Annotated in this window: 31 protein-coding genes and 1 riboswitch; of the genes, 2 read left to right on the top strand and 29 right to left on the bottom strand. The window is 39.8% G+C overall.

Annotated features, from left to right (window positions below; all coding sequences use genetic code 11):
- Positions 1 to 2: 2 nt before the first annotated feature.
- The 15 genes from gcvPB to ACIQ0H_RS05065 form a co-directional block, all read right to left on the bottom strand.
- On the bottom strand, positions 3 to 1,460 hold the full coding sequence (gene gcvPB / locus ACIQ0H_RS05135) for an aminomethyl-transferring glycine dehydrogenase subunit GcvPB (RefSeq protein ID WP_403411844.1): 1,458 nt from the start codon (positions 1,458 to 1,460) through the stop codon (positions 3 to 5).
- Positions 1,453 to 2,799, bottom strand: coding sequence for an aminomethyl-transferring glycine dehydrogenase subunit GcvPA (gene gcvPA, locus ACIQ0H_RS05130; protein WP_403411841.1), 1,347 nt, complete (start codon positions 2,797 to 2,799; stop codon positions 1,453 to 1,455). The genes gcvPB and gcvPA overlap by 8 nt, the downstream gene beginning before the upstream one ends.
- Before the next feature lie 32 nt (positions 2,800 to 2,831).
- Positions 2,832 to 3,929: a glycine cleavage system aminomethyltransferase GcvT gene (gene gcvT / locus ACIQ0H_RS05125; RefSeq protein ID WP_403411838.1), complete on the bottom strand. Its 1,098-nt coding sequence runs from the start codon at positions 3,927 to 3,929 to the stop codon at positions 2,832 to 2,834.
- 214 nt (positions 3,930 to 4,143) lie between these two features.
- Positions 4,144 to 4,235, bottom strand: a riboswitch (glycine riboswitch).
- A 234-nt stretch (positions 4,236 to 4,469) separates the two neighbouring features.
- Positions 4,470 to 4,985 (bottom strand): shikimate kinase, encoded by a 516-nt coding sequence (locus ACIQ0H_RS05120; RefSeq protein ID WP_403411836.1) that lies wholly within the window; start codon positions 4,983 to 4,985, stop codon positions 4,470 to 4,472.
- 31 nt (positions 4,986 to 5,016) lie between these two features.
- A complete protein-coding gene (locus ACIQ0H_RS05115; RefSeq protein ID WP_403411833.1) occupies positions 5,017 to 5,196 on the bottom strand; it encodes a hypothetical protein in 180 nt (59 codons plus the stop codon).
- Positions 5,177 to 5,614 carry a competence type IV pilus minor pilin ComGF gene (gene comGF, locus ACIQ0H_RS05110; RefSeq protein ID WP_403411831.1) on the bottom strand — a complete coding sequence of 146 codons (438 nt, stop codon included), beginning with the start codon at positions 5,612 to 5,614 and terminating at the stop codon, positions 5,177 to 5,179. The genes ACIQ0H_RS05115 and comGF overlap by 20 nt, the downstream gene beginning before the upstream one ends.
- Positions 5,611 to 5,916: a Sec-independent protein translocase family protein gene (locus tag ACIQ0H_RS05105; RefSeq protein WP_403411828.1), complete on the bottom strand. Its 306-nt coding sequence runs from the start codon at positions 5,914 to 5,916 to the stop codon at positions 5,611 to 5,613. Before ACIQ0H_RS05105 ends, comGF begins: the two co-directional genes overlap by 4 nt.
- Positions 5,903 to 6,349, bottom strand: coding sequence for a prepilin-type N-terminal cleavage/methylation domain-containing protein (locus tag ACIQ0H_RS05100; RefSeq protein ID WP_403411826.1), 447 nt, complete (start codon positions 6,347 to 6,349; stop codon positions 5,903 to 5,905). The genes ACIQ0H_RS05105 and ACIQ0H_RS05100 overlap by 14 nt, the downstream gene beginning before the upstream one ends.
- A 4-nt stretch (positions 6,350 to 6,353) precedes the next feature.
- On the bottom strand, positions 6,354 to 6,671 hold the full coding sequence (comGC, locus tag ACIQ0H_RS05095; protein ID WP_403411823.1) for a competence type IV pilus major pilin ComGC: 318 nt from the start codon (positions 6,669 to 6,671) through the stop codon (positions 6,354 to 6,356).
- 562 nt (positions 6,672 to 7,233) lie between these two features.
- On the bottom strand, positions 7,234 to 7,572 hold the full coding sequence (locus ACIQ0H_RS05090; protein ID WP_403411820.1) for a YolD-like family protein: 339 nt from the start codon (positions 7,570 to 7,572) through the stop codon (positions 7,234 to 7,236).
- Positions 7,573 to 8,832 (bottom strand): Y-family DNA polymerase, encoded by a 1,260-nt coding sequence (locus ACIQ0H_RS05085; protein WP_403411817.1) that lies wholly within the window; start codon positions 8,830 to 8,832, stop codon positions 7,573 to 7,575.
- Complete coding sequence (locus ACIQ0H_RS05080; RefSeq protein WP_403411814.1) at positions 8,829 to 9,032, bottom strand: LexA family protein; 204 nt, start codon at positions 9,030 to 9,032, stop codon at positions 8,829 to 8,831. Before ACIQ0H_RS05080 ends, ACIQ0H_RS05085 begins: the two co-directional genes overlap by 4 nt.
- On the bottom strand, positions 9,032 to 9,253 hold the full coding sequence (locus ACIQ0H_RS05075; protein ID WP_403411812.1) for a transcriptional regulator: 222 nt from the start codon (positions 9,251 to 9,253) through the stop codon (positions 9,032 to 9,034). Before ACIQ0H_RS05075 ends, ACIQ0H_RS05080 begins: the two co-directional genes overlap by 1 nt.
- Positions 9,254 to 9,421: 168 nt before the next feature.
- Positions 9,422 to 9,976, bottom strand: a complete 555-nt coding sequence (locus tag ACIQ0H_RS05070; RefSeq protein WP_403411809.1) for a GNAT family N-acetyltransferase — start codon at positions 9,974 to 9,976, stop codon at positions 9,422 to 9,424.
- 228 nt (positions 9,977 to 10,204) lie between these two features.
- Positions 10,205 to 10,804 (bottom strand): histidine phosphatase family protein, encoded by a 600-nt coding sequence (locus tag ACIQ0H_RS05065; RefSeq protein ID WP_403411806.1) that lies wholly within the window; start codon positions 10,802 to 10,804, stop codon positions 10,205 to 10,207.
- A 586-nt stretch (positions 10,805 to 11,390) separates the two neighbouring features.
- Here ACIQ0H_RS05065 and ACIQ0H_RS05060 point away from each other — a divergent pair.
- Positions 11,391 to 12,572: a hypothetical protein gene (locus tag ACIQ0H_RS05060; protein WP_403411803.1), complete on the top strand. Its 1,182-nt coding sequence runs from the start codon at positions 11,391 to 11,393 to the stop codon at positions 12,570 to 12,572.
- A 90-nt stretch (positions 12,573 to 12,662) separates the two neighbouring features.
- On the opposite strand, the gene ACIQ0H_RS05055 is transcribed toward ACIQ0H_RS05060, so the two are convergent.
- The 6 genes from ACIQ0H_RS05055 to ACIQ0H_RS05030 all read right to left on the bottom strand — a co-directional run bounded on the left by ACIQ0H_RS05055 (position 12,663) and on the right by ACIQ0H_RS05030 (position 16,259).
- Positions 12,663 to 13,403: an N-acetylmuramoyl-L-alanine amidase family protein gene (locus tag ACIQ0H_RS05055; protein ID WP_403411800.1), complete on the bottom strand. Its 741-nt coding sequence runs from the start codon at positions 13,401 to 13,403 to the stop codon at positions 12,663 to 12,665.
- Between the two features lies 1 nt (position 13,404).
- Positions 13,405 to 13,656: a phage holin gene (locus ACIQ0H_RS05050; protein ID WP_403411797.1), complete on the bottom strand. Its 252-nt coding sequence runs from the start codon at positions 13,654 to 13,656 to the stop codon at positions 13,405 to 13,407.
- A 2-nt stretch (positions 13,657 to 13,658) separates the two neighbouring features.
- A complete protein-coding gene (locus tag ACIQ0H_RS05045; RefSeq protein WP_403411794.1) occupies positions 13,659 to 14,156 on the bottom strand; it encodes a phage holin family protein in 498 nt (165 codons plus the stop codon).
- A gap of 186 nt (positions 14,157 to 14,342) precedes the next feature.
- A complete protein-coding gene (gene plsY / locus ACIQ0H_RS05040; protein ID WP_403411792.1) occupies positions 14,343 to 14,921 on the bottom strand; it encodes a glycerol-3-phosphate 1-O-acyltransferase PlsY in 579 nt (192 codons plus the stop codon).
- A gap of 192 nt (positions 14,922 to 15,113) precedes the next feature.
- On the bottom strand, positions 15,114 to 15,611 hold the full coding sequence (locus ACIQ0H_RS05035) for a CDI toxin immunity protein (RefSeq protein ID WP_403411789.1): 498 nt from the start codon (positions 15,609 to 15,611) through the stop codon (positions 15,114 to 15,116).
- 162 nt (positions 15,612 to 15,773) lie between these two features.
- Positions 15,774 to 16,259, bottom strand: coding sequence for an NUDIX domain-containing protein (locus ACIQ0H_RS05030; protein WP_403411787.1), 486 nt, complete (start codon positions 16,257 to 16,259; stop codon positions 15,774 to 15,776).
- A gap of 304 nt (positions 16,260 to 16,563) precedes the next feature.
- Between ACIQ0H_RS05030 and ACIQ0H_RS05025 the strand changes: the two genes are divergently transcribed.
- Positions 16,564 to 16,746 (top strand): hypothetical protein, encoded by a 183-nt coding sequence (locus ACIQ0H_RS05025; protein WP_403411784.1) that lies wholly within the window; start codon positions 16,564 to 16,566, stop codon positions 16,744 to 16,746.
- A gap of 67 nt (positions 16,747 to 16,813) precedes the next feature.
- Here the strand turns inward: ACIQ0H_RS05025 and ACIQ0H_RS05020 are convergent, their stop codons facing one another.
- From ACIQ0H_RS05020 to ACIQ0H_RS04985, 8 genes are all read right to left on the bottom strand, one after another.
- The gene (locus ACIQ0H_RS05020; protein ID WP_403411781.1) at positions 16,814 to 17,317 is read right to left on the bottom strand and encodes a hypothetical protein; all 504 of its coding nucleotides are present in this window, start codon (positions 17,315 to 17,317) and stop codon (positions 16,814 to 16,816) included.
- A gap of 216 nt (positions 17,318 to 17,533) precedes the next feature.
- Positions 17,534 to 17,911 (bottom strand): YhfM domain-containing protein, encoded by a 378-nt coding sequence (locus ACIQ0H_RS05015; RefSeq protein ID WP_403411778.1) that lies wholly within the window; start codon positions 17,909 to 17,911, stop codon positions 17,534 to 17,536.
- A 173-nt stretch (positions 17,912 to 18,084) separates the two neighbouring features.
- Positions 18,085 to 18,243 (bottom strand): CBS domain-containing protein, encoded by a 159-nt coding sequence (locus ACIQ0H_RS05010; RefSeq protein ID WP_403411775.1) that lies wholly within the window; start codon positions 18,241 to 18,243, stop codon positions 18,085 to 18,087.
- Complete coding sequence (locus ACIQ0H_RS05005; protein ID WP_403411773.1) at positions 18,243 to 18,575, bottom strand: hypothetical protein; 333 nt, start codon at positions 18,573 to 18,575, stop codon at positions 18,243 to 18,245. Before ACIQ0H_RS05005 ends, ACIQ0H_RS05010 begins: the two co-directional genes overlap by 1 nt.
- A 13-nt stretch (positions 18,576 to 18,588) precedes the next feature.
- Complete coding sequence (locus tag ACIQ0H_RS05000) at positions 18,589 to 19,212, bottom strand: hypothetical protein (RefSeq protein ID WP_403411770.1); 624 nt, start codon at positions 19,210 to 19,212, stop codon at positions 18,589 to 18,591.
- Positions 19,213 to 19,231: 19 nt separating this feature from the next.
- On the bottom strand, positions 19,232 to 20,314 hold the full coding sequence (locus ACIQ0H_RS04995) for a hypothetical protein (protein WP_403411768.1): 1,083 nt from the start codon (positions 20,312 to 20,314) through the stop codon (positions 19,232 to 19,234).
- Positions 20,314 to 20,715 (bottom strand): hypothetical protein, encoded by a 402-nt coding sequence (locus ACIQ0H_RS04990; protein ID WP_403411765.1) that lies wholly within the window; start codon positions 20,713 to 20,715, stop codon positions 20,314 to 20,316. Before ACIQ0H_RS04990 ends, ACIQ0H_RS04995 begins: the two co-directional genes overlap by 1 nt.
- On the bottom strand, positions 20,716 to 22,335 hold the full coding sequence (locus tag ACIQ0H_RS04985; RefSeq protein WP_403412382.1) for a hypothetical protein: 1,620 nt from the start codon (positions 22,333 to 22,335) through the stop codon (positions 20,716 to 20,718).
- Positions 22,336 to 22,349: the final 14 nt, after the last annotated feature.

The following is a 22,349-nucleotide window of genomic DNA, read 5'->3' as shown; positions in this document are numbered from 1 at the left end:
TATTATTTTGTATAACGCAATACAGGTTGACGTGCTGCCTTCGTTTCATCTAAACGATTGATAACTGTCGTATGTGGTGCGTTTTGAACGATTTCAGGGTTTTCTTCGACTTCTTTTGCAATTTGAATTAATGCATCACAAAATGCGTCGAGTGTTTCTTTTGACTCTGTTTCTGTCGGCTCAATCATCATGCCTTCCTCAACATTTAGTGGGAAGTAGATTGTTGGCGGATGGTAGCCAAAGTCGAGCAGTCGTTTCGCCATATCGAGTGTACGAACACCCATTTTTTTCTGGCGACGGCCTGAGAGAACGAATTCATGCTTACAATGACGGTTATATGGAAGGTCGAAGTAAGGCTCAAGTCGACGCATCATATAGTTTGCGTTCAATACCGCATACTCCGTAACAGCTTTCAAGCCATCTGGGCCCATTGTACGAATATAAGTGTATGCACGAAGATAAATGCCGAAGTTGCCATAGAATGGCTTCACACGGCCAATCGATTGTGGAACATTGTATTCGAACGTGTAAACATCCTCTTTTTTCACAAGCACTGGTTTCGGCAAGAATGGAGCCAAATCAGCTTTGACACCAACTGGACCAGAACCTGGACCGCCACCACCGTGAGGACCTGTGAATGTTTTGTGCAAGTTTAAGTGAACCGCATCGAAGCCCATGTCGCCAGGACGAGCCTTAGACATAACCGCATTCAAGTTAGCACCATCATAGTACAATTTCCCGCCAACAGCGTGAACAATTTCAGCCATTTCAAGAATGTCTTCTTCAAAAAGTCCAAGCGTATTCGGGTTTGTCAGCATTAATGCTGCCGTATCCGGTCCAACGACACGTTTCAAGTCTTCTAAGTCAACAAGTCCGTGTTCATTTGACTTCACTGTAACCGTTTCAAAACCTGCAACCGTTGCCGATGCTGGGTTTGTTCCGTGCGCAGAGTCTGGAACAAGTACTTTTGTACGATGGAAGTCGCCGTTTGCCTCATGGAATGCACGAATCATCATCAATGCTGTCCATTCGCCATGTGCGCCAGCAGCTGGTTGAAGTGTCACTTCATCCATTCCTGTAATTTCAACAAGATGCTCTTGCAAATCATACATAATTTCCATTGCGCCTTGTACAGTCGACTCATCTTGCAATGGGTGAATGTTCGCAAATCCAGGGAAACGTGCAACAGATTCATTGATTTTTGGATTGTATTTCATCGTACAAGATCCAAGTGGATAAAATCCTGTATCTACACCATGGTTACGGTTAGATAACGCCGTATAGTGGCGCATGATATCGAGCTCAGATACTTCTGGAAGTTCCGCCGCTTCTTCGCGGACAAATCCTGTTGGCAATAAATCTGACAGGTCCAGCTCAGGCACATCTAGTTCAGGTAGACTGTAGCCTACTCGTCCTTCTTTCGTCAGTTCAAAAATTAACGGCTGATTATCTTTATGCATGAAGGGCCTCCATTTCCTGCACAAGTGCATCGATTTCTTCTTTAGTACGTTGGTCAGTCACAGCAATAAGTGCATGATTAGCAAATGCTGGATATGTCAAACCGAGGTCGTAGCCACCAAGAATCCCTTTTGTGAAGAGATGTGCATTGATTTCTTTAACTGACTGTTTGCAGTTAACAACGATTTCATTGAAATGAGCGCCGCCAAATGCCACATCAAAACCAGCTTTTTCAAAAGCATCTTTGGCATAACGTGTTTTCACGATATTTTGGTACGCAATTTCCTGCACACCCACTTTTCCAAGTGCAGTCATCGCAACAGATGCTGCCAATGCATTCAACGCTTGGTTTGAACAGATATTTGATGTCGCTTTATCACGACGGATATGTTGCTCACGTGCTTGAAGCGTCAATACATAACCACGACGTCCTTCATCATCCGTTGTTTCACCAACAAGACGTCCCGGAACTTTACGCATCAACTTTTTCGTCACAGCGAAATAACCACAGTGCGGCCCACCGAATGCTTCTGGTATACCAAATGGTTGTGCATCGCCAACTGTAATATCCGCACCAAGCTTACCTGGAGGTGTTAGTACTCCAAGTGCAAGAGGATTGGATGATACAACAAATAGTCCGCCTTTATCATGAGCTAGCTCACCAATTTTTTGAATGTCTTCAATTTGCCCGAAGAAGTTTGGATATTGAACGAGAACAGCAGCTGTATCCTCATCCATCAATTCTTCTAGTTTCGCAATGTCCGTTACGCCATCTTTTTGTGGAATCGTCACTACTTCAATCGACTGTCCAGATGCGTATGAAAGGACAACTTCACGTGATTCAGGGTGTACCGTTTCCGATACAAGCAATTTCTTACGGCGTGTGTGACCAGCTGCAAGATTTCCTGCCTCTGCAAGTGCCGTTCCGCCGTCATACATAGATGAGTTTGCAAGATCCATGCCTGTCAATTCACAGATCATTGTCTGGAATTCGAAAATCGCTTGCAATTCACCTTGTGAAATTTCTGGCTGGTACGGCGTATAAGCTGTATAGAACTCAGATCGTGAAATGACATGGTCAACAATGATCGGCTTGAAATGATCATAGACTCCCGCGCCAAGGAATGATGCATATGTACGCGCATCCGCATTCTTTGCAGCAACTTGTGCAAGTTCTTTTGTTAATGAAGTCTCGGATTTCGCTTTTTTAATATTATATTCGCCCTGAAAGCGAACTTTCTCAGGAATATCTGCAAATAGTTCATCTACAGAGGAAATTCCGATTGTCTGCATCATCTCAGCACGATCGGTTTCCGTCATTGGAAGGTAACGATGCTTCATGTCTAGTTAGCCCCTTTTCATCATTTCATTAGTTATCGTTTATAAAATGGTGTTGCAATAATTACTGCTTTCAACCGCTTATTACGGATTTCGACTTCCACTTCCGTACCTTCAGCAGTGTGCTCACTATTCAATAATGCGAAGCCAATATTCTTTTTAAGAGTCGGTGATTGTGTACCTGTCGTCACTTCGCCGATTACTGTATCTCCAAGGAACACTTTGTAACCCGTACGTGGGATACCTTTGTCAATCATTTCAATACCAATCAATTTACGCGGTACGCCATTTTCTTTTTGTGCAGTAAGAGCTGCTTTTCCAAAGAAATCCTGTTCTTTATTCAATTTCACAACAAAGCCAAGACCCGTTTCAAGCGGTGAAATATCTTTTGACAACTCTTGTCCATAAAGCGGTAATCCTGCTTCAAAACGAAGTGTATCACGAGCACCTAAACCTGCTGGAATCACGCCTTCTTCTTTACCAGCCTCAAGAATTGCAGGCCAAAGTGCAACGATTGCATCTGCTGATCCGTAGATTTCAAAACCATTTTCACCCGTATAGCCCGTACGTGAAACAAGTACAGAATGCCCTGCCACGTTTACATTTTCCTTGAAACGGAAAAATTTGATATCTGCTAGTGGCTCATCCGTTAATTTTTGAAGTACTTCTTGCGCCACAGGTCCTTGTAAAGCAAGAAGACCGTAGTCAGCTGATTTGTCTTCGATAACCACATCTGCAGTCGCATGACGTTTAATCCACTCAACATCTTTGTCGATATTCGATGCATTGACGACGAGCAGATAGTCGTTTTCTCCACGTTTGTAAATGAGAAGATCATCGATTGTTCCGCCATCTTCATAGCACATTGCCGTATATTGGGCTTGACCATCTGATAATTTAGACACATCATTCGTCACCAGTTTTTGTAGGTAAGCAAGTGCACCCGCCCCACTCACAAAAACCTCACCCATATGCGATACATCAAACAAGCCAGCTTTTGTGCGTACGGCTTCATGTTCGATTTTAATACTTGAAAATTGGACGGGTAATGCCCAACCACCGAAATCGATTGTTTTCCCGCCGTACTCGGCATAACTGTCAAAAAGTGCAGTTCGTTTTAGTGCTTCTGCCATCGCTAATTCCCCCTTGGTATTTAATAAAGAAAAGTGTAAGCGCCTTGAATAATGGAAAGGCAATCCACGTACACCGCGCCTCACTAGAAACTGGAGCCAGACACTAAAAAAAGACAGTGGTCCCCTTAAAGAGAACCCCTGTCCTTGTACCTGAAAGTTTACCTTGCGGCTTTCCTCGTCGGTGGCCGAAAAATCCCGGCACTCTCCAGAGATGCGTCATGTATGAGTCTTGTTACCTGAGAGATTCATAACCGCTGTTATTTGCTCCTTCGGCGACGCCAGTGCGTGCTCTCCCCATACAATCATTCGCGTTATTCAATTGGCGTGAATAAGAATACGAATAAGATTCGGACAATAATGCCCTTTCGCCTTATATCTTAACATTTGATATCTAAAAGCGCAATACTTTTTAATTGCTAGTTGAATTCACGAACATACATTACGCATAATCTACAATCGTTCGTGTTTTGGTCATAAATTAACTATTCTTCCTACGGATAGACAGAAATGCTGAAATCAATAGATGATTTCAGCATTTTTCTACAGCTCGCCTTTCAGTCTGCGGATTTGGAATGCAATGTAATCCATAATATCGCGCAATGATCGGTTCTCTGTTTCGACTTTAAAGTGGGCTGCGTGCAAATAGTGTGGCTTTCTTTCATTAAACAACTTATCAAGATCCCCACGCGTGGAGCGTTGGACGATTGGACGATTACGATCTGAAGCAATGCGTCGCCATATATCCCGGAACGGCGCATTCAGAAAAAAGACAATGCCAGTCCGTCGCATAATTTCACGGTTTTCTTTGCGCATTGGAACGCCTCCACCCGTCGCAATGATACAATATTCATCACGAAAAGTGCGTAAAAATTCCGTTTCAATTTCACGGAAACGCTCTTCCCCATACTTCTCAAAAATTTCTGGTATGGTCATACCCATTTTCTTCACAATTTCGGTATCCATATCGTAATAAGGCATTTTTGTCGCAAAGCTTAGCCGTTTACCAATCGCACTTTTTCCGCAGCCCATATAACCAATCAGATAAACTTTCTTCATTATCATCACCCATTCGGCAAGACGAATAGCATTATTCGTCCCGATTCATTGTCTTCTTCGTTTCATTTTCATAATATGTCTCAAGTGAATCGTAACTTCTTTGTAGACTATCATGCCATGAAACGAGGGTGAAAAGAAAGAGACTGACGAAAAATAATAAAATAATTGCTGCGACCAGCATGGCACCACGTTCATTCTGGATAGTAGCCAACAGCAAACCCCCTCACTTTAACGGAACCATCCTGCATCGTCACAGAAACCGTTAAAGCCATGCCATCAAAGGTATACGCGGCGGAACGTATACCCGTAAATAGCGGCACATGTCCATCCCCACTAACTCGCTTTCTAATGGTTGCGCCACTTTGCTCGATATCAATCGTTTCTTGATTACTCCGAAGACGAATTGCCGTTCCGTTACCCATTATTCGAATCTCACTTACATTCACGAGTAGTTGTTGCAAATCCGCCGAAAATAATTCCCACTCAGTTGATGTATAGTCGTTATATTGCTGTTCAATCGGCCCTTTCCAAAGAAAAAATAGTACAAAAAGATGGATGAAGGCCGTCATAATCAGCAGTTGAAAGATACTTTCTAATAATGTATAGCCACGCTCATCCAAATTTCTCATGGATTCACACATTTTTTAATATCCTCATCCACTACCCTATATTGCACACAGACAGAATGCCCTTCAACCGTCCAATTATATGCTACCTCATCCACCTGCCGGGTCCCCTCCGTCAAACCGTATGCTTGAAAATAGATCGCCCCTTGTAATGCCGTTTCCGTCGCGTACATTTGCATTTTTTTCATTTGTAACTTAGAGGTTATAACTGTGGCGAAAGGGAGTAGCGTGCCAAAGACAACCATCACAATTACTAGTGTAAGGATTGCCTCGGGCCATGAATAGCCCCCTTCATTTAAATTCATAAATGATCATCCTCCCACGCTGAAATTGGAATCGGATTTCGGTAAGCCCTGAACTTGATTCGAGAGTAAGTGTACCTGAGTTTACAATATTACTATTCGGGTGGAATTCAACCACTTTCATCCTGCTTGAATCTGACAGCCTCATTCCTTCGGGGAAAGTAGTCCTAGCGAATTCAAATTTCCCTGGCACCGATGAAACATACACCTTCCCAGAATCCCTAAAATCCATTTTTGTATACACTTGATTCGCCATCGAGTATGCCTGCAAATTTTGGATCGATGCAATAAATGCTTGACGTCCATCCTCTTCGGAAGCCGCACGAATCCATTTATCCCCCACGGGTAAGATGATGGCTGTTATGACGGTAACAACCGACAACACAAGGAGTAATTCAAGAAACGTAAAACCACTTTCCTTCTTTACCTTCACCATCGACCTATGGACTTAAAGATTCCCCTTCAACTTCTATTTTTCCTTCCGAAGTGATTGATAGTGTCCTTCCGTCAGGACACTGTGCAACTCCCGGTAAGTATTCCTTTTCCGTCAAATCGTCGATACTTTCGGGTGCCTGTTTCTCATCCATTTTATAAGCTTCTATTTGTCCTTCCACCATCTTCACATAAGCAGCACACCCTTTTTCATCGATTGATTTCGAATGCTTTGTCACATTCGGAATCGCGATTAGAAGGAGCACTGAGATAATAAGTAGAACGATCATCATTTCAGAAGGTTTTTCCCGTCCATTTCCGGTCATTCTTATGGGAGTAAAATAGCCTTATGAAGCGCTTTAACTTTGGATGTATTTTCTCTGGCGACCTAGCGATGTCTATTTTTGTGATTTAATTGTGGGAGGACCACTTAAAAGGACCACAAGTATGAATGTTTCATTGTGATTTTTATTAAAAGGACCACATAGGAATAATAATCTACTATTAAATAGCCCGAAAATGATTATCCTTTCAAATGTAAAACAGCCACTCCTCTATTTAATTGAAGGTGGCTGTTTTAATTGATACATTATAAGCGCAACTCATAATTACTTGTGGAACGACACTCTTGGCAACTTGCGTCTATTCGCACTAACTCTTTGAAATCCACATGCACCAATTCGAGCATACCGCTTGGGCATTGAAAACAGGGTAAGCCCCTAACCTCACCCTTTATGTATTCTGCAACTTCTTCTCGTGAAAAATTCATTTCTCCACTCACCCCTCCTATTGTCCAATTTCGACATAGAGGGATGAAAGTCCTTTTTATTTATTCTAACAATTCAATAAAAATAAACAACCTTTCCCTTTTCGGATTGGCCGTCTATTTCAATACATACTATTCACTTTGATAATGTCCCTGACCGGTATTCGATCTTGACCAAATGGACCTTCCACAGATATTGATTGTAGCCTATGATCCAGTTCCGTTATTTTTCCGATGTACGAATCGGTCTTCCCATTTCTCCAGACTGTTACATTTGCATCGCATTGCCGCTTGTAGGCTAATTCAAGTTCCATTTGGATTGCTTCAAGTTCCCAGTCGTCTAACTCTGGACGTTCAATGTTTTGATCCTTGTCTTGCCAGGTTTTTATCTCGACGTTGTGTTCCGTCAACATCATGCCCTGCCATTTTATAATCCCTCTATCTTTAATCATACCTGTCATCTATCCTTTATGACCGCCGACTAGCTCAGAGCGTTTAATTGCTGTACCCGCGTCAGTTAATGATATTGCCCTTAATATCGCCGTGGATCCAAAGCGATTTCGGATGTTGTCCATTACTGAACCAATTGCCCGTTCGCGCCAATTATCCTTGTCGAACAGACTAAGTTGTACAGATTGTTCATCCTCTAATTTCGTAATCGATAACGACACCTGGCGCACCGGCTGTGCATCATAATTTTCACTTAGCAATTCTTTGCAAACTGCATAGATTTTCATTGTCTCGTTTGTTGCTGCGGTAATAGTTCGAGACCTTTGAAATCCGCCGCCAAGTGCGTTTTTGCTGTAGCCGATACCTAAACTGATCGTACGTGCAGCCTTACCTGCATCTCTTGCCCTCTTGGCTACGTCTTCACACATTTCTAAGAGTACAGCTCTGACTTCCGCTATCGTGTTATAGTCTCGCATCAATATTTGACTCTTACCATAGCTGACTTGGCCCTCCGGCATGGGAGCGCCCAATTCTGACAGATCAATACCCCAAGCGTGGTGATATAGCTGGTTGCCCATGACACCGAATTTCATTTCCAACTTACTCAAATCGGTATTCGCCAAATCACCCACACAAAATATCCCCATGTCGTTCAGCGACTTCTCAGTTCGCCCTCCAATTCCCCACATCTCTCTTAATGGAGAAACCGGCCAAAGTTTCTTCGGAACGTCCTCAAATGTCCATTTTGCGAATCCGGTCTTTTTAGCTTCCAGATCTAGTGCCAACTTAGCCATTAGCATATTCGGACCCACGCCAGCCGTGGACGGTAAATTTAGTGTATCTAATATTTCTTTTTGAATTTTTTTAACGGTTTGTGCAGGGTCACCCCATAACCTCTCAGTGCCGGTAAGGTCAATAAACGATTCATCGACCGAATAGACGTGTATTGCCTCCGCAGGTACATATCTATGCAGGATCCTCGTGATGGACATCGACATTTCCAAAAAGTACGCCATACGAGGTTCGAACAACCGAATTTCAGGGTGATGCGGTATTTCATACAAACGCGTACCCGTTTTCACTTTGAACCTCTTCTTCATAGGTGGAGATGCTGCTAATACGACGCTACCCCGTTGCTTTAGATTGCCGACAATTGCGATTGGTACTTTACGAACATCCAAACTGTGCAATGAAGCCATACAACTGGCATAAAAACTCATCATGTCTATACAAGCAATTTGACGGTTAGGAAATTTGCTGTAGTCCATCATGAGACAATTCGCAATGTACGTGCTGATGTATTAACAAAGTCTACATATCCTTTATCTCTCATTCGATCTAAGTGGCCGTGAACTGTCGAAACTGATTTAAGTCCAACAGCATCAGTGATTTCTCTCATTGAAGGTGAATAATGGTTTTCGGCAATAAATTTTTTTATATAGTTATATATCAATTGTTGGCGTTCGCTCATTAAATAACATCCCTTTCCTTCTGGCTGACGGGAACAAGTGCTAAAACATTGTCGATGATAAATGTCCGTTTAGTTCCGCGTAAATAACAGTATGCACGGAATGATACCTCGCCAACCTGCAGCACCTTGATTCGTCTTTGAGTAATCGTCCCGTCTTTCGCTAAATACATCATATCCAATAAATCACCATAACTTACCGACTTGACTAATATTTTCAGCACACTTGTTCCCCTCCTTGTTTCTCAGTATACAGAATGAATGTTCGTATGTAAAGTAAACAAAAAGACCGTCAATAGACGATCTCCTGTTGTTCAACTAAAGCACCCCGTTAGTTTAAGTACAATCATTCACATACTAAAGGGATCGTTAGTCGAATCGTTGAATTAACCTTAGAATTGATTCCAGTCTCTTTTTAACAAAGAAAAAGAGTAGTGGTCATAATACTTACCTCTAAATAAATGCTTATCTCTGTAAATTCCTTCATTCTTAAATCCTAGCTTTTCTAATAATTTTATAGAATTGATATTTTCCAAAGCTACAAATGCGTTAATTCTATTCAGTGCCATATTATTAAAGCCACTTTCGATAGCAATTAACAATCCCTCTTTCATATATCCCTGTCCCCAATATTCGTGCCATAAATCATAGCCTATCTCCGCTATATGGTTCGTTCTATCCCAAGAATCATATCCACACGTTCCAATTTGTTGCTGATTATTTTTTTCGACTAATATCCAACGATTAAATCCTTTTTCTTCAGGATTTGAATTCCATTCAACAAATTCTGTAGCTTCTCTAGTCGTAAACAATTCTTCATCATATAAAAATTCACATACTTTTTCGTTGCTGAAGAGTCGATAAATAAAATCAATATCCTCATTTCCCACATTCCGCAAAATCAATCTGTCAGTTTCTAAATTAGGGAATTTACTATGTACAGTCAATTTAAGCACTCCTTAAGATAACTAAATTAGGAACGTTTATTCTTAGATGAACAACGTTAAATCTTTACGTCTTTAATATTTCGACAGTCTTTAAAATATCCCTTCTTATTCAACTATCCTGCACCGTTAGTTGAACAAGAACAGGTCACTCCTGATAATTTGTTCATCATTCTATTGTTCGGCATTTTAAATACGAATACCTCTTTAATTCGACAAACAAAAAGATCGTCAATAGACGATCTCCTCTTGTTGAACTATATGTTGCGTACAATTATATAGCGTACAATCCCACGTACTTTCATTATTATTGAGAATAGTTAATGAAGTATTTTCTATATGTGTACTTGAGAATTCTTCTGGTAACAATCTTTGTAATGTTAGGCCTATTAAAGCCCCATGACTGATTACCAATATTCGTTTATCAATATATGTAGTAGCTAATTCTGATAAAAATTCACAACCTCTTTTAGATACATCTTCAAACTTCTCCATTCCTAGGTTCAATTCTCTCCAATTACTCCCCCACCTATTTAGCCTTTCTTCTTCAGTCGTTCCTTCGATTTCTCCACAGTTAATTTCCCGTATTCTTTCTTCAAACATACTGATAGGAATATTTAATTTAGAAGCGATTATTTGTCCAGTTTCTTTGGCACGTGATAGATCACTTGTCACAATAATATCCCACTTTTCCTCTAAAGAGAGTCTATTTGCCAAAGCCATTGCCTGTTGTTTACCGATTTCAGCTAAAGGAATATCCGATATTCCCTGTGACCTACCAAGTACATTCCATTCAGTAATTCCATGCCTTATAAGTCCTATTGTAGTCAATTTTTATTACCTCCCTTTATTTTACCTACAATCTAAGTTCTTCAGTGAATAGTCTTTATTTCACTAACCTGTCCGTTAGTTGGAAAGAACAGGCGAATCTCAATATTTTATTGTTCGGCACTTCAAATACGAATACCTCTTTAATTCGACAAACAAAAAAGGCGATCACTCAATTAAGAGTAATTGCCTTTTGCATGTGCGTATTTTGCTGTATTAATGATTAAGTAATTGTAACCAATAACCAAGGCGACTCACCTCACCAATTTTCAATTGTTTAAATTCACACTAACTAGTTATTTAGAACCCATTTAAATAGACTAAATTAAAAACTATGAACGTAAAATGAAATCTGGTAAACAGATTATTTCCAGTAACCGAACGGTAAGACCTATAGAAGAGCGATACACCCAATTACCAAGGAACTAATTAACTATAAATCCACAAAATGTATTATTTTTGTAAAATAATACATTGAATGTTAGTGTATAGCCAAGTATCGATAATTAATTACTATTCACTAAATTATCCATCTTATGTCCTAAGCATGACGTTAAACTGCAAAAAAACAAAAATGGGAGGAATAAAATTGAAAAAAACATTTTTTTTATTTTTAACAACTCTACTCGTTGCAAGCACTCTATTTTTGCCACAGAATGCCTCCGCAAGTAATATTGATGTAGTCGCAGAATCTAAATCTATCTATGTGACGTATTTTCAGCAAGGAAAACATGTAGATAAAACAAAACTAAGCCTAAGTCATAATGGATACGGTTCAAAAAACAGTACGAATCCCGGGTTTTTCCGAGCAGCACAAGATGCTTTATTTTTAACAAGTTTATATAATCGATTAAACAAAATTAATGATCCTTTAGCTTCATCCGTTCGTGCGGATGCAATTGCCACTTTGGATCACATAAAAGCACGAATGGATTTAAGTAAAACGAAGGATTCTCAGGGCTGGTATAATAGTGCCACACACTCACCTGATACCAGCATGTTATTATTAGCATTTTCAAAAGCTTACGGACAGTTGGATTTAAACTCAACACAAAAAGCCAGTTACAATACGATTATGAATGAAATGTTAGTTGCTTTACAAACAGCAAAAAACCGTCACATTAGTAATGGTAGTGTAGATAAGTGGGTAGCACCATCGATGGCTAGTTGTGGTGCTGTAAACAAATCAAAAGCTTCAAATAATATTTTTGCACTTGCAGCTGGGGGAATAGGCTCATATGCTCTGAATGTTGGAGGTACACAGAATCCGTATCGTGGTGTAATGACAGACTTCGCATCATACGTTCGTGATACTCAACTTTCTAATGGTCTATGGCTTATCGGCGGTGGAAGACCGGTAGAAAGTTGTCAAATGGCTGTTGGATACGATACATGGTCCGTTATGGGTTCTGCTCTAGCTGGTATGGGATCAACAGGGGTGACTACAAATCCAAATTCCTCTTTCTTTACTGCAGCCACTAAAGGAGTCAGCGGATTAAATGCTCACTACTTAGCAACCAACCGACTCATGACTGAATATAGTAATGGAATAACTGGTAGCGGGATCGCAGCAGAAGGAAGTTCTGTCCCATCGTATGCATTGGCTGTTTCATATGTGGGAACTGCTGAGGCAAAAACATTATTTAACTCTTTGTACCCCGCAGCAAAAAGCAGTATTGAATTGCCTGGTGTTATCAATAGCGATAATGGAGCTCCAAAGTTCCATCGTTTAATTCAAGGTTTATCAGGGGCATTAGATAACAATTTTTAATAAAAAACTAACACCGTTACAATTTTAGGTACAAAAACAAGCGATCTGTCCAATTAAATGGATAGGTCGCTTTTACTTCGTTCTTATTTCTTATTTCTTTAAGATTCGATTCATCCGTTCAAGCATGGACCAAACTTCTTGTCTGGTAATCGCACGGCGTGGATAAGTTCCGTCTGATATCCCGCTTGCTTTTACGAAGTCTTGTGCTGATTGGAATGATTTATCGGCACGTGCATTTTTTTCTTTGTCCTCCACAGGTAACTCCTCCTTTTCGGGTAATATTGTCTTCCTCTTCAAATTAAACGCTTTTGCAATTCCGTCAGAATGACCGCGAGCAACCTTATCAAGAAATGTATCATCTTTCAACAATTTAGCATCATTAGGATTATCAATGAATCCCGACTCGGTTAATACCGACGCCATTTTAGACTCGCGTACCATATGCAAGTTGCCGCGCTTTTTCCCTCGATTACGCCAACCAGTCGCTTTGATCACTTCTGCGTTAATCACGTTTTGTGCTGCTATTGATTTTGAATTAGTTGTCTTCTCGTATACCCAGTCCTCATAGCCGTATCCGCTTGGAGTAGCATTGATATGGACCGACAATAAGAAATCAGCATTCCAGCCGTTTGCTGCATTAGTACGCTGTGCAAGCGATAGGTAAACATCCGTAGTACGGCTCAACCTCACATCTGCATTGCTGTATTCTTTTTGCAAAATATCGCGGATTTTAAGCGATATTTTAAGCGTTATATCTTTTTCTTTTAGCCCGAATCCGACAGCCCCAGGATCTTTACCACCGTGACCGGGGTCAATGAAAATCTTCACCATTTCACTTCAACCCTTTCCGCTTTAATTCCTGTTCCTGCTTCTTCGCCTTCTCACTCAAACGGTACGAGTTTTTGTAAATCCCGTAAATTGCGATTACAAACGGCACCGAGGCCATCAACACAACCTCGAACGCCCCAATTGATTCCTCGTTAAACCAATCGAACTTAACGTTTAATGTCCCCATAAATAAAAGGACAGCTGATAGCCATCCTCCGAACAGTGCTACGTATTGTTTTAATTTGTCTGTATTCATTATCATTCATCTCCTAAATATTTTTGTTTGTCTGCAATTCTTTTTCGAGACCGAGCAATTTTGTGCTCAATTTCGTCAGCAACAATATTGAGAACTGAAACAGGTATCCACCTATCCCATCCAGCTCTGTACACGTTTGCCGTCATCGATTTCCAAACATGAAAGCCGAAAGAAAGTAACGCGAATCCGAAAACGACATTCGGTGTACTCATTAATAGATCAACGCCATGTGCCAGGGCAGGGACGATAAATAAGAAGATGGTCCGAAAACCACCATCGATGCCATATTCACTTGCATAGCTGCCGTCCTTCTTTGACGCTCTATAACCACTTATCCAATCAAGTGCAATCACGCCTGTGTAAAGAGACATTCCAACAGTAGCGACAATGCCTTCTCCATACAAAAACGTGAAAACAGTTAAGAATACTGCCCCAATCGCACCCATAACCGGATGCGAAAACGGCTCATACGTATAATCTTTAATCATTGACCATTCCATTCTGCACCTCTATTTTTCTATTTTTTGGTAAAGAAAAAGAACGCCCGATGGACGTCCTTAGTTGATATTTATCGATTTGCTTACTACCATTTTTGTTCCTACTGCGAAATAAAAAGCCAACAAATAGTATGTTGACTTCAGTAATCCTTATTAAACTAAAGCACCCGTTAGCTTAACAAGTAAACACTAATTTTCAATTATTTTGTTCTCTGTTCCAATTACAATTCTCTTTATATTTTGTCGATGTAGAATGATTATCGATACGCTTATTAGTAGAGAAAGTGCTATGAAAACTTTATCTTCAAATATAAGACTGTAAATGAATAATGCTATACTAGCCAACATTGAACTTAGTGATACATACTTAGTAATTAGCAAAGTTAACACAAACACAACAAAACCAACAAAAACACCTAAAGGAGTCAAAAACAAGAAAACTCCAGTTGCTGTCGCAACTGCCTTTCCACCTTTAAAACTAGCAAAAACTGAAAATATGTGCCCTAATATGGCTAATAAACCACATACAATAGGGTTAACTGTAGAACCAAGTATTAGGGGAAGTAAACAAGCAAATGTACCTTTTAATATATCAGCAATTGCAACAATTACTCCTGCTTTTATGCCTAAAACTCTATAAGCATTAGTTGCACCAAGATTACCACTACCGTAATCACGAATATCTTTCTTATAAAATATTTTACCGATTACTAAAGCAAATGAGATTGAACCAATTAAATAACTTAGAATCAAAGTTAAAATGTTCAAAGTATTATCTCCTTACATAGTTTGTTAAGTAAGTATTTCTATTTATCGCACATGATTTCCTGCACTCCTTCTTACATTAACCTGATTCGTTAGTTGAACAAGAAAAAAGAGCCGTCTAAGCAGCTCAACAATCTCCAAGTAAAGCACCCGTTAGTTTAAGTGTAAACCTTCACATTCTTTGATTGTAGACACTTATTCCTTCCATCCTACTGCTATATCGTTGGAGGGGAATTCAATAACCAATTTAATTTGAGGTGAATAAATATATCTGTCCCAATTTCTAACTTCTTCAACTCTGTGAATAATTTTAATCAGTTTTGTTTTAATGACATGTTGAAAATTAAGGTCAATAATGTAACATATTTCATTATTGACTTTATGACTGTTAATTACTAGTTCTGCTAATGCACTTTCATAGTCAATAAAGTTAGAAAAAATAGTTTTATAAAACATAAGTCCCCACTCTATTCCACTATTACAAAACGGAAATACTTCAAATAATTCATCTTTAATTTTGTTAGATTCTTCTTTAGATAAAATTTCTACTTCTTCTTGATAATCCATATGATTCGGAAATAACTCATTAACTTCCTCTAAAACAGCTTCGTATTCTTTTTTTTCCTCTTCTTCTATTCCTTTTTGTTTTTGCTTGTTTAGCAACTCTTTTAAACGTTCCTTTTTATCCTTCACCATATTCATCCTAACTATTTATTTGATTGATATATCAATTCCATCTTTCACTAACCTGCCTCGTTAGTTCAACAAGTAAGAAGAGCTGCCTAAGCAGCCACATGAGCTTTCACTAAAGCACCTCGTTAGTTGAAGAAGGAACAAGTTTCTATTCACTGGTTTCTAAAAACCAACGGTCTCTTTGATGGCTGACCATTGTATTTCAGATTTAGATTCATTGTTGGTCATCATCGTTCCAACAAAAACGTCATCAATATCTTTATTATTTAAATAGTGTTCAATAGTTAAATTGATAATTTTCGAAGTATATAAATTAGATAATTCATTCTTAGGAACCCAAAATAATTCCCCTTCGTCTGAAGGAATAAAGTTCATATGCTTTGTTTCTCCAAGGTAGACATATTGTTGGCGTATTTCTCCGCTATTTTTTTCAAGTAGAATATATTTAAGCCTAAAGTTTTTAATGTCATCTTTTTTAAATCCCGTCTCTTCTTCAATTTCCCTGAAACTTGCCTCTATTGGTGAATTAAGTTCATTGGGTTCCATATGACCTCCAATTCCACCCCAAAATGCAAAATTAAAAATTTTACTTTTTTCCTTTTTCATCATTAACGCACTTCCTTGATGAATTAGGAATGCAGTTGCCATTTGTCGGACTTCCAATAATACCATCCTCTCTAAACTTCCCACTATTTTTATTAAACTAAACTGCCACGTTAGTTCAACAAGTAATAAGAGAAGCCTAAGTAACTACATGATCTTTCACTAAAGCACCCGTTAGTACAACAAAAATTTTGATAAAAAATGCTTTTAAACCATTTATTAAATCTCTATTTCATGGGGTTTTCCAATTCATCTGATTGAAGAACTAACGCAGTTAATCCCGTTTCACTTCCGCTAATTTGTCCTTCAAAACTCCGCAGAGGTGGCTCAATTCGTATGCAATAATCAAGTGACACAAGTATTATTAAACGAAACCGAACGTGCAGAAGCAAAAGGACTGATTAAAAAAGCAGTAGTAGCAGGCATATTTGAAAAATCTCATTTGGATAAATTAGATAAGTATTCAGATGTTGAATTAATTAGTTATTCAATTTCTTATGTAAATCGTATACCTATGAGGGCTAAGATCTGAAGCACTAAATTCATAACATCTTCTTTATTATGCTTTGATTAAAAACGCTGAAATACACATATAGAAATTAAAATGGTGTAGTAGATACACGAACCGTAGCAGTTCCCGAAACTATTCCAGTTGAAGATGCATAACTAAGACCAAACAGTTTACCATTTCCCGGAAGCACTGTTAGTGGTATAGAGACAAATGTTTTTGAAGATTTAGCAGGAACAGTACCCCAATAATTAGAATAACCGTCTTCTAAAATATACACTTTTAACGTATCAGTGCTTGTATTATTAATATTCAAACGGAAATATTTATATCCACCAGGTTGATGCCAGTAGTTCCCGTTGTTACTAAGAGGTGCATCCAATGCTACATGATTTGCTCTTAGCATAGGATTAACCGTATCCTCAGTAGTTTGGATAAGTTGAGTAGTCGGCACATTAAGATTTTCTGACGTAGCAGTTTGACTAGTACTTGCTGAATCTGTTGAACCCATAAACGCACTGGCAACTAAAGTTGCGCCTAACGTTAGTTTTGATAAATTTTCAAAAGACTTGTTCATATTATTTTTCTCCTCCATCTTTAGTAAAAATATGTTGAAATAGTACATCGAAAAATATTACACTAAAAATGATAGAGCTGGTAAATATTTAAAGTAATGCCAGAATCAACGGATGAATTAGCTGTAGCGAAATATGATATCTCTTGTTCAACTAAACTGCCCGTTAGTTGAACAAGATAAGGGTGCTTAACCCTAATCAAAGTAAAACACCCCGTTAGTTGAACATGAATATTTTTAACCTTTACTAACAAACTCATAAATCTCTTGGACTGAATTACTGGATAATGCATAAATCGTGTGTGTGTCTTTTGTGTTCTTTAATGTCCCGGAATCTTCAGTAATCCAAAGATAATAGGATTCTTCACCGATACTAAATTGATATTGGTGATTTGTCATGTTGACAATACCAGGCTCTTTCTTTGAATCACTTACTGCTTTTGCGAAAATTTCTATTTCCTCTGTTTCCTTTAGTTCTAAGGAAATCGCTTTAGTGGTAGTGACTGTTTCAGAACTGCTTTCATTTTGAGCTTCACTTAATTTATTTTCTTGTTCTTGCGAGCAACCAGCTAATACGAATCCAAATGCGATAAATAAAACAAATAATTTTCTCATTAATATCCCCCCTCTGAAATTAGACTTTAATTCTTAAATTAAGTTACAAATCCTTGTTTCACTAAACTGCCCCGTTAGTTGAAGAACCATTTATTATCATAGTACCACAATTATCCAATTATTAGGTATTCAAAAACACCTAATATAAGGTGTTTTTGCTACACATAATGGTCCTAAGCTGTCGCATCTAGAGGTTGACCATAACCATCATATCCACGTTTGTTCAATTCCGTTATAGTCTTGGCATTCCATAGACTCGGGACGTTATCGATAGTAAATCCATTTTCTTTACCGACATCTGCAACGATGCGATTTGCGTATAAATTTACCATTATTCATTCACCGTCCCCGCTAGAATTTTGGCTAACTCAAAAATAGCTTGTTCTTGCGCCGCTAATTGATTTCTCAAAGATCTTCCTTCTTTTTCTGAGTCATCAAGTTTCTTTAATAGTTGATATGCAGGCGCAACCTGCTTCGTTGTCGATGTAGCCGTAACTATACCGTCTTCGTTAACTGTATCAACGGTGATAACAAATTCTAATTCCATGCCTATATCAAACCCGTCACTCCTAGCGACGGAATGACCTTCCGCTACCGACTCCGGCTCTACTTCATGGATTTTTACAACTAATTTTGTATCGTTTTCATATTCTAAATAAAACACTTTATCTCCTCCTTTATGATAGCAACGTAGTAGCGTATGGGTTCGGTTGCGAAATGCCTAAAGCTAACAAAGTGTTATAAACGTATTCGTTAGATGACCCAGACAAGATAGCTACTTGAATGACGTCGCCAACTTGTAACGTTGCCGTTTCGGTATACTCCGCAGGATGGACGCTACTGTGACTTCTTCTAGGTCCTAACAACGCGTTGTTTAAATACAATTGAAGAACTGCAGTCAAACCGCTTCTGGTTATCAGGTTTGTTTTTATTTGATACGTTCCCGCTATTTTAACTTGGAACCTTTTCGCGTTCGTTAAAGTAGTGTCGGTTGTGCCAAATGAATCAGTGATGGAATAAGCGTTTACAGGTCCCGCAATGGCAGGGGGTAAAAGAGTTCCGGCTTTATCAACTAAAGATTTCAGAGATTCAGCGCCCGTCGAGGGTTTTCCGCTAGCACTTAACTTTGAGGCGAGTGAAGTCTTCTGCGTCTGAATATCGCCCACTTGCTTACCCACAGCATCAGTAATTAAAGTAGGCGCTCCGATAACGGTCGCCAATTCCGATTGCTGATTAATACCCGTCATGTTTTGCAACGCTGTTACTACCTGTTCTAACGTTGCATCGTTTGGTAATGGCATGTTGTACCTCCTTTCTTATTTATATCAAAACAATATCTGACACTGAATAACTAACGTATCTCCCTTGCGACCCTCCATCGGAAACTCTGTGCACTCCGAAAGACACGCTTTGAAGCCCTGATAATTGTGTTATATCAATAAAGCACCACGCGCCTGAAGTGTCTCTGTTGGTCTTTACTTCAGTATTTCCGACCCTGAAAAAGTAAAAGTCTGTCGAAATAGACCTGTCAAATCTCAAATCAGGTAGTAGTTTAAAAAGGGCAAAACTTTTGCTTGTTACATCGAAAGTGTTATTTGAAGATACTCCAGTAGTAACTGTGCTGGAACCGTAAGAGCTTTGTCCTACGTATATCTGCGCAGGCAAGATGTTAACACTTGCCCCAGGCGAGTTAGAACTAAGAGGGGTGAAGCCTGCATTCGTGACGTTAGGCTTAAATAAAACTTCTATATTCGCTTTGCCATTCCTTATTGCGTCAACTAAGACCACCCATGGGTCAGTGGGGCTTGTAGTGCCACCGCGGTCATTAAGGGCGTTAGAAACGTTAGTCCTGATAACATCTTCATTCCGTTCAGCTCCGTTGGTGAGCACAATGAGTGCCTCTAAATCCGCTTTCGAGAGTCCCCCTTTATTCCGTAAGATAAAAAAATTCGCGTAAGCTACCACCTCCACAAAACCTTTATCTAGTGACGTGATTTGTTCGCCGTTGACATCGATTAAATTCTTGCTCGTAGTACCTCCATCGAGTGAGATAGTAATCGCGCCAGTTAAGTTTGCGTCCAATTTAAAAAACAATCGGTTCGTTTCCGATTGTCTCGTGATTCTGATTTGAGTGCCGACTACGGTCGGTGTTTGATACTCATAATCCGCCATATGCGTCTCAAGCTCCTGCGAAACATTTCCGATTCCGGCCAGACCGTCATGAGCTTCTTTGATACCCAGTTCAATCTTATTCATGTTGTCCGCAATGATAGGGGTTCCAGCTTCAATGACATCACCCTCAGCCGGAATAAGTGTTATTGATCCATCAGGATTGTTTTGCTCTCGAAACGTCCGTGGTCGTTCTACTTCCCTGTTCTTCCATTCAGTTGGCGTGTAAGCCATTAGATCACTTCCTCTCCGCATGTAACCATGCCGCAATACTGACGAGCTTCATAATTTCCGTGATAATAAAAATACAGCAAAGCTAGATTACTCTCCAGCCGTGCTGCATCTCTATAATCAAATGGTGCATTCGGTTCCCAGTCAACTTTGTTAGCTAGCCACCCAACAGGCGTGAATCGTTGACGTAGCAAGTCTTGATTGTTTTCTACACGATTCAAGCTATCCGCAAATTCAATGCGCTTCATGGTCCGATTCGGTACCGTAACGATAGCGGGCAAGGTGCCAAAATGACTGATTAAATCAGCAACAACCTCTGTATTGTTTTCGACTCTGTTCAAGTCCCCGTAATTATAGAAATCCGATGGACTCCATTCTAAGACAGGCTCTACCCAATCAGCCATTTAAACACCACCTTTCGTTTCGGTCTTGCCTTTGAGGTAACCAGAGAACTCATACTCTTGCTTGGTAATTCGGCTTTGTTTTTTCATGCCAAAACTGTCCTCGACCAATACGATGTCCCCCGGTTCCAATGCCGGATTCTGGCGCCAATTGATGGAGTATAGCGCCCGAAGATTACTTTCCTCTATAATCCATTGTGCAATTTCCTCGGCGTGCTCAACAGTTTGGATAAGAGGATTGTCACATTTAAGTGTGGAACCTTCTTTGACACCTTCATTCGTAAAGGAGTGCTCCACCTTTTCACCGTTGATGTAGACAGTCATGATAAGAGATTGAATCAATTTATCAAGCTTGATTTGTGGCTCCTTGAAGACATTATCAAACGTGATATTCTTCATATCCCAACCTGCATCAACCATAGGAGTAACCATGCCTGTAAACATGTCTGGTCCTGCAAAATGGACATAACTTGTACTTTCATCGAGAATGACGAATTGTTTAATAATCAACGTACCAGCACGGTCTTGGTATACGGCACTTTTGCTTGCGATACCGATGCACTGCAAAGCTTTACGTGCTTTTATTTTCTCTTTGAATCCATTTGTCGGGATATCCCTTAGCCCTTCATCGATTGAATAATGAGTGACACCAGAACTTATTAAAACGTCCTCAGCTAAGTCGTAGAGCGTCCCGTTTGCCGACACCAAGTATTCCTTCTGCTCGAGCAATTCGAGGATGTTACGAGCCGTAAAGGTTGATGTTAACGCCCCTTCATCCGATTGCCAATCAGTGAGGTAATACTTTTCGATATCGATATATTCGAATTGATCTTCCGCAATTTCAACGCCGATGGATAAACTCAATTCCTGCCTGTCTTTTAAGAAACGGTAAAAGCCATCTGGGTTCAAGATGTTAAACTCTCGGCTCGAATTATCGATGGTAAATTTGATTTCATTGGCTGGAAGCGTATCACCGACCACATTCATTTCTTCAATAAGTTTGACGTTGATCAATTTATCGCCTTCATACTCCTGGATGATTCCGAAATCAATTTCAACGATGCGGGCACGACGATACGGTTTGGCCCATCGTTTGATAGTGACTCTGATTTTGCCGTAATTGTCCAGACCGTGAGTCCATACATAAGACGTCTTGGCGTTTCCTACAATTGATTCATGTGCAATTAACGTGTTATCGGCTCGATAGATGTCAATATCGAAATCAGCCGCATATTCATCCGTCTTATTGTCGAAATGGATTGTTAGACCCATCGAGTTATGTTCTTCGAGAAAGGTGAATTCGACCGTTTGATGGACGGCGAACACGCCATCAGCACCGCACAACTCCCCACTCCACCAACCTAGTTCATCGTCACCCTCAATAGGTCTTGGAGGAATGAAGAAGCTACCATCAAGCTTGAAATAGTCCTGTTCGAAGGTAGCGAATTTACGTGACATGTTACGGACTTTATTGGTTAACTGGTCTTTCCTGCTGATTTCAGCTTCCGAGGAAACAACGGAGGTATTATCCAGATAAGCATCGTTGTCGAGTATTTCAAAACTCACTTTTGCAGCAGTCTTACGGATAGGTGCATAGACCGCTTGTTTGTACCCGGGGCTCACTTCAATCAATCTAT

Origin of the sequence: Sporosarcina sp. NPDC096371 (assembly GCF_044762865.1) — a bacterium.
In the GTDB taxonomy this organism is placed as follows: domain Bacteria; phylum Bacillota; class Bacilli; order Bacillales_A; family Planococcaceae; genus Sporosarcina.
This window is presented reverse-complemented; position numbering and strand designations above follow the sequence as displayed.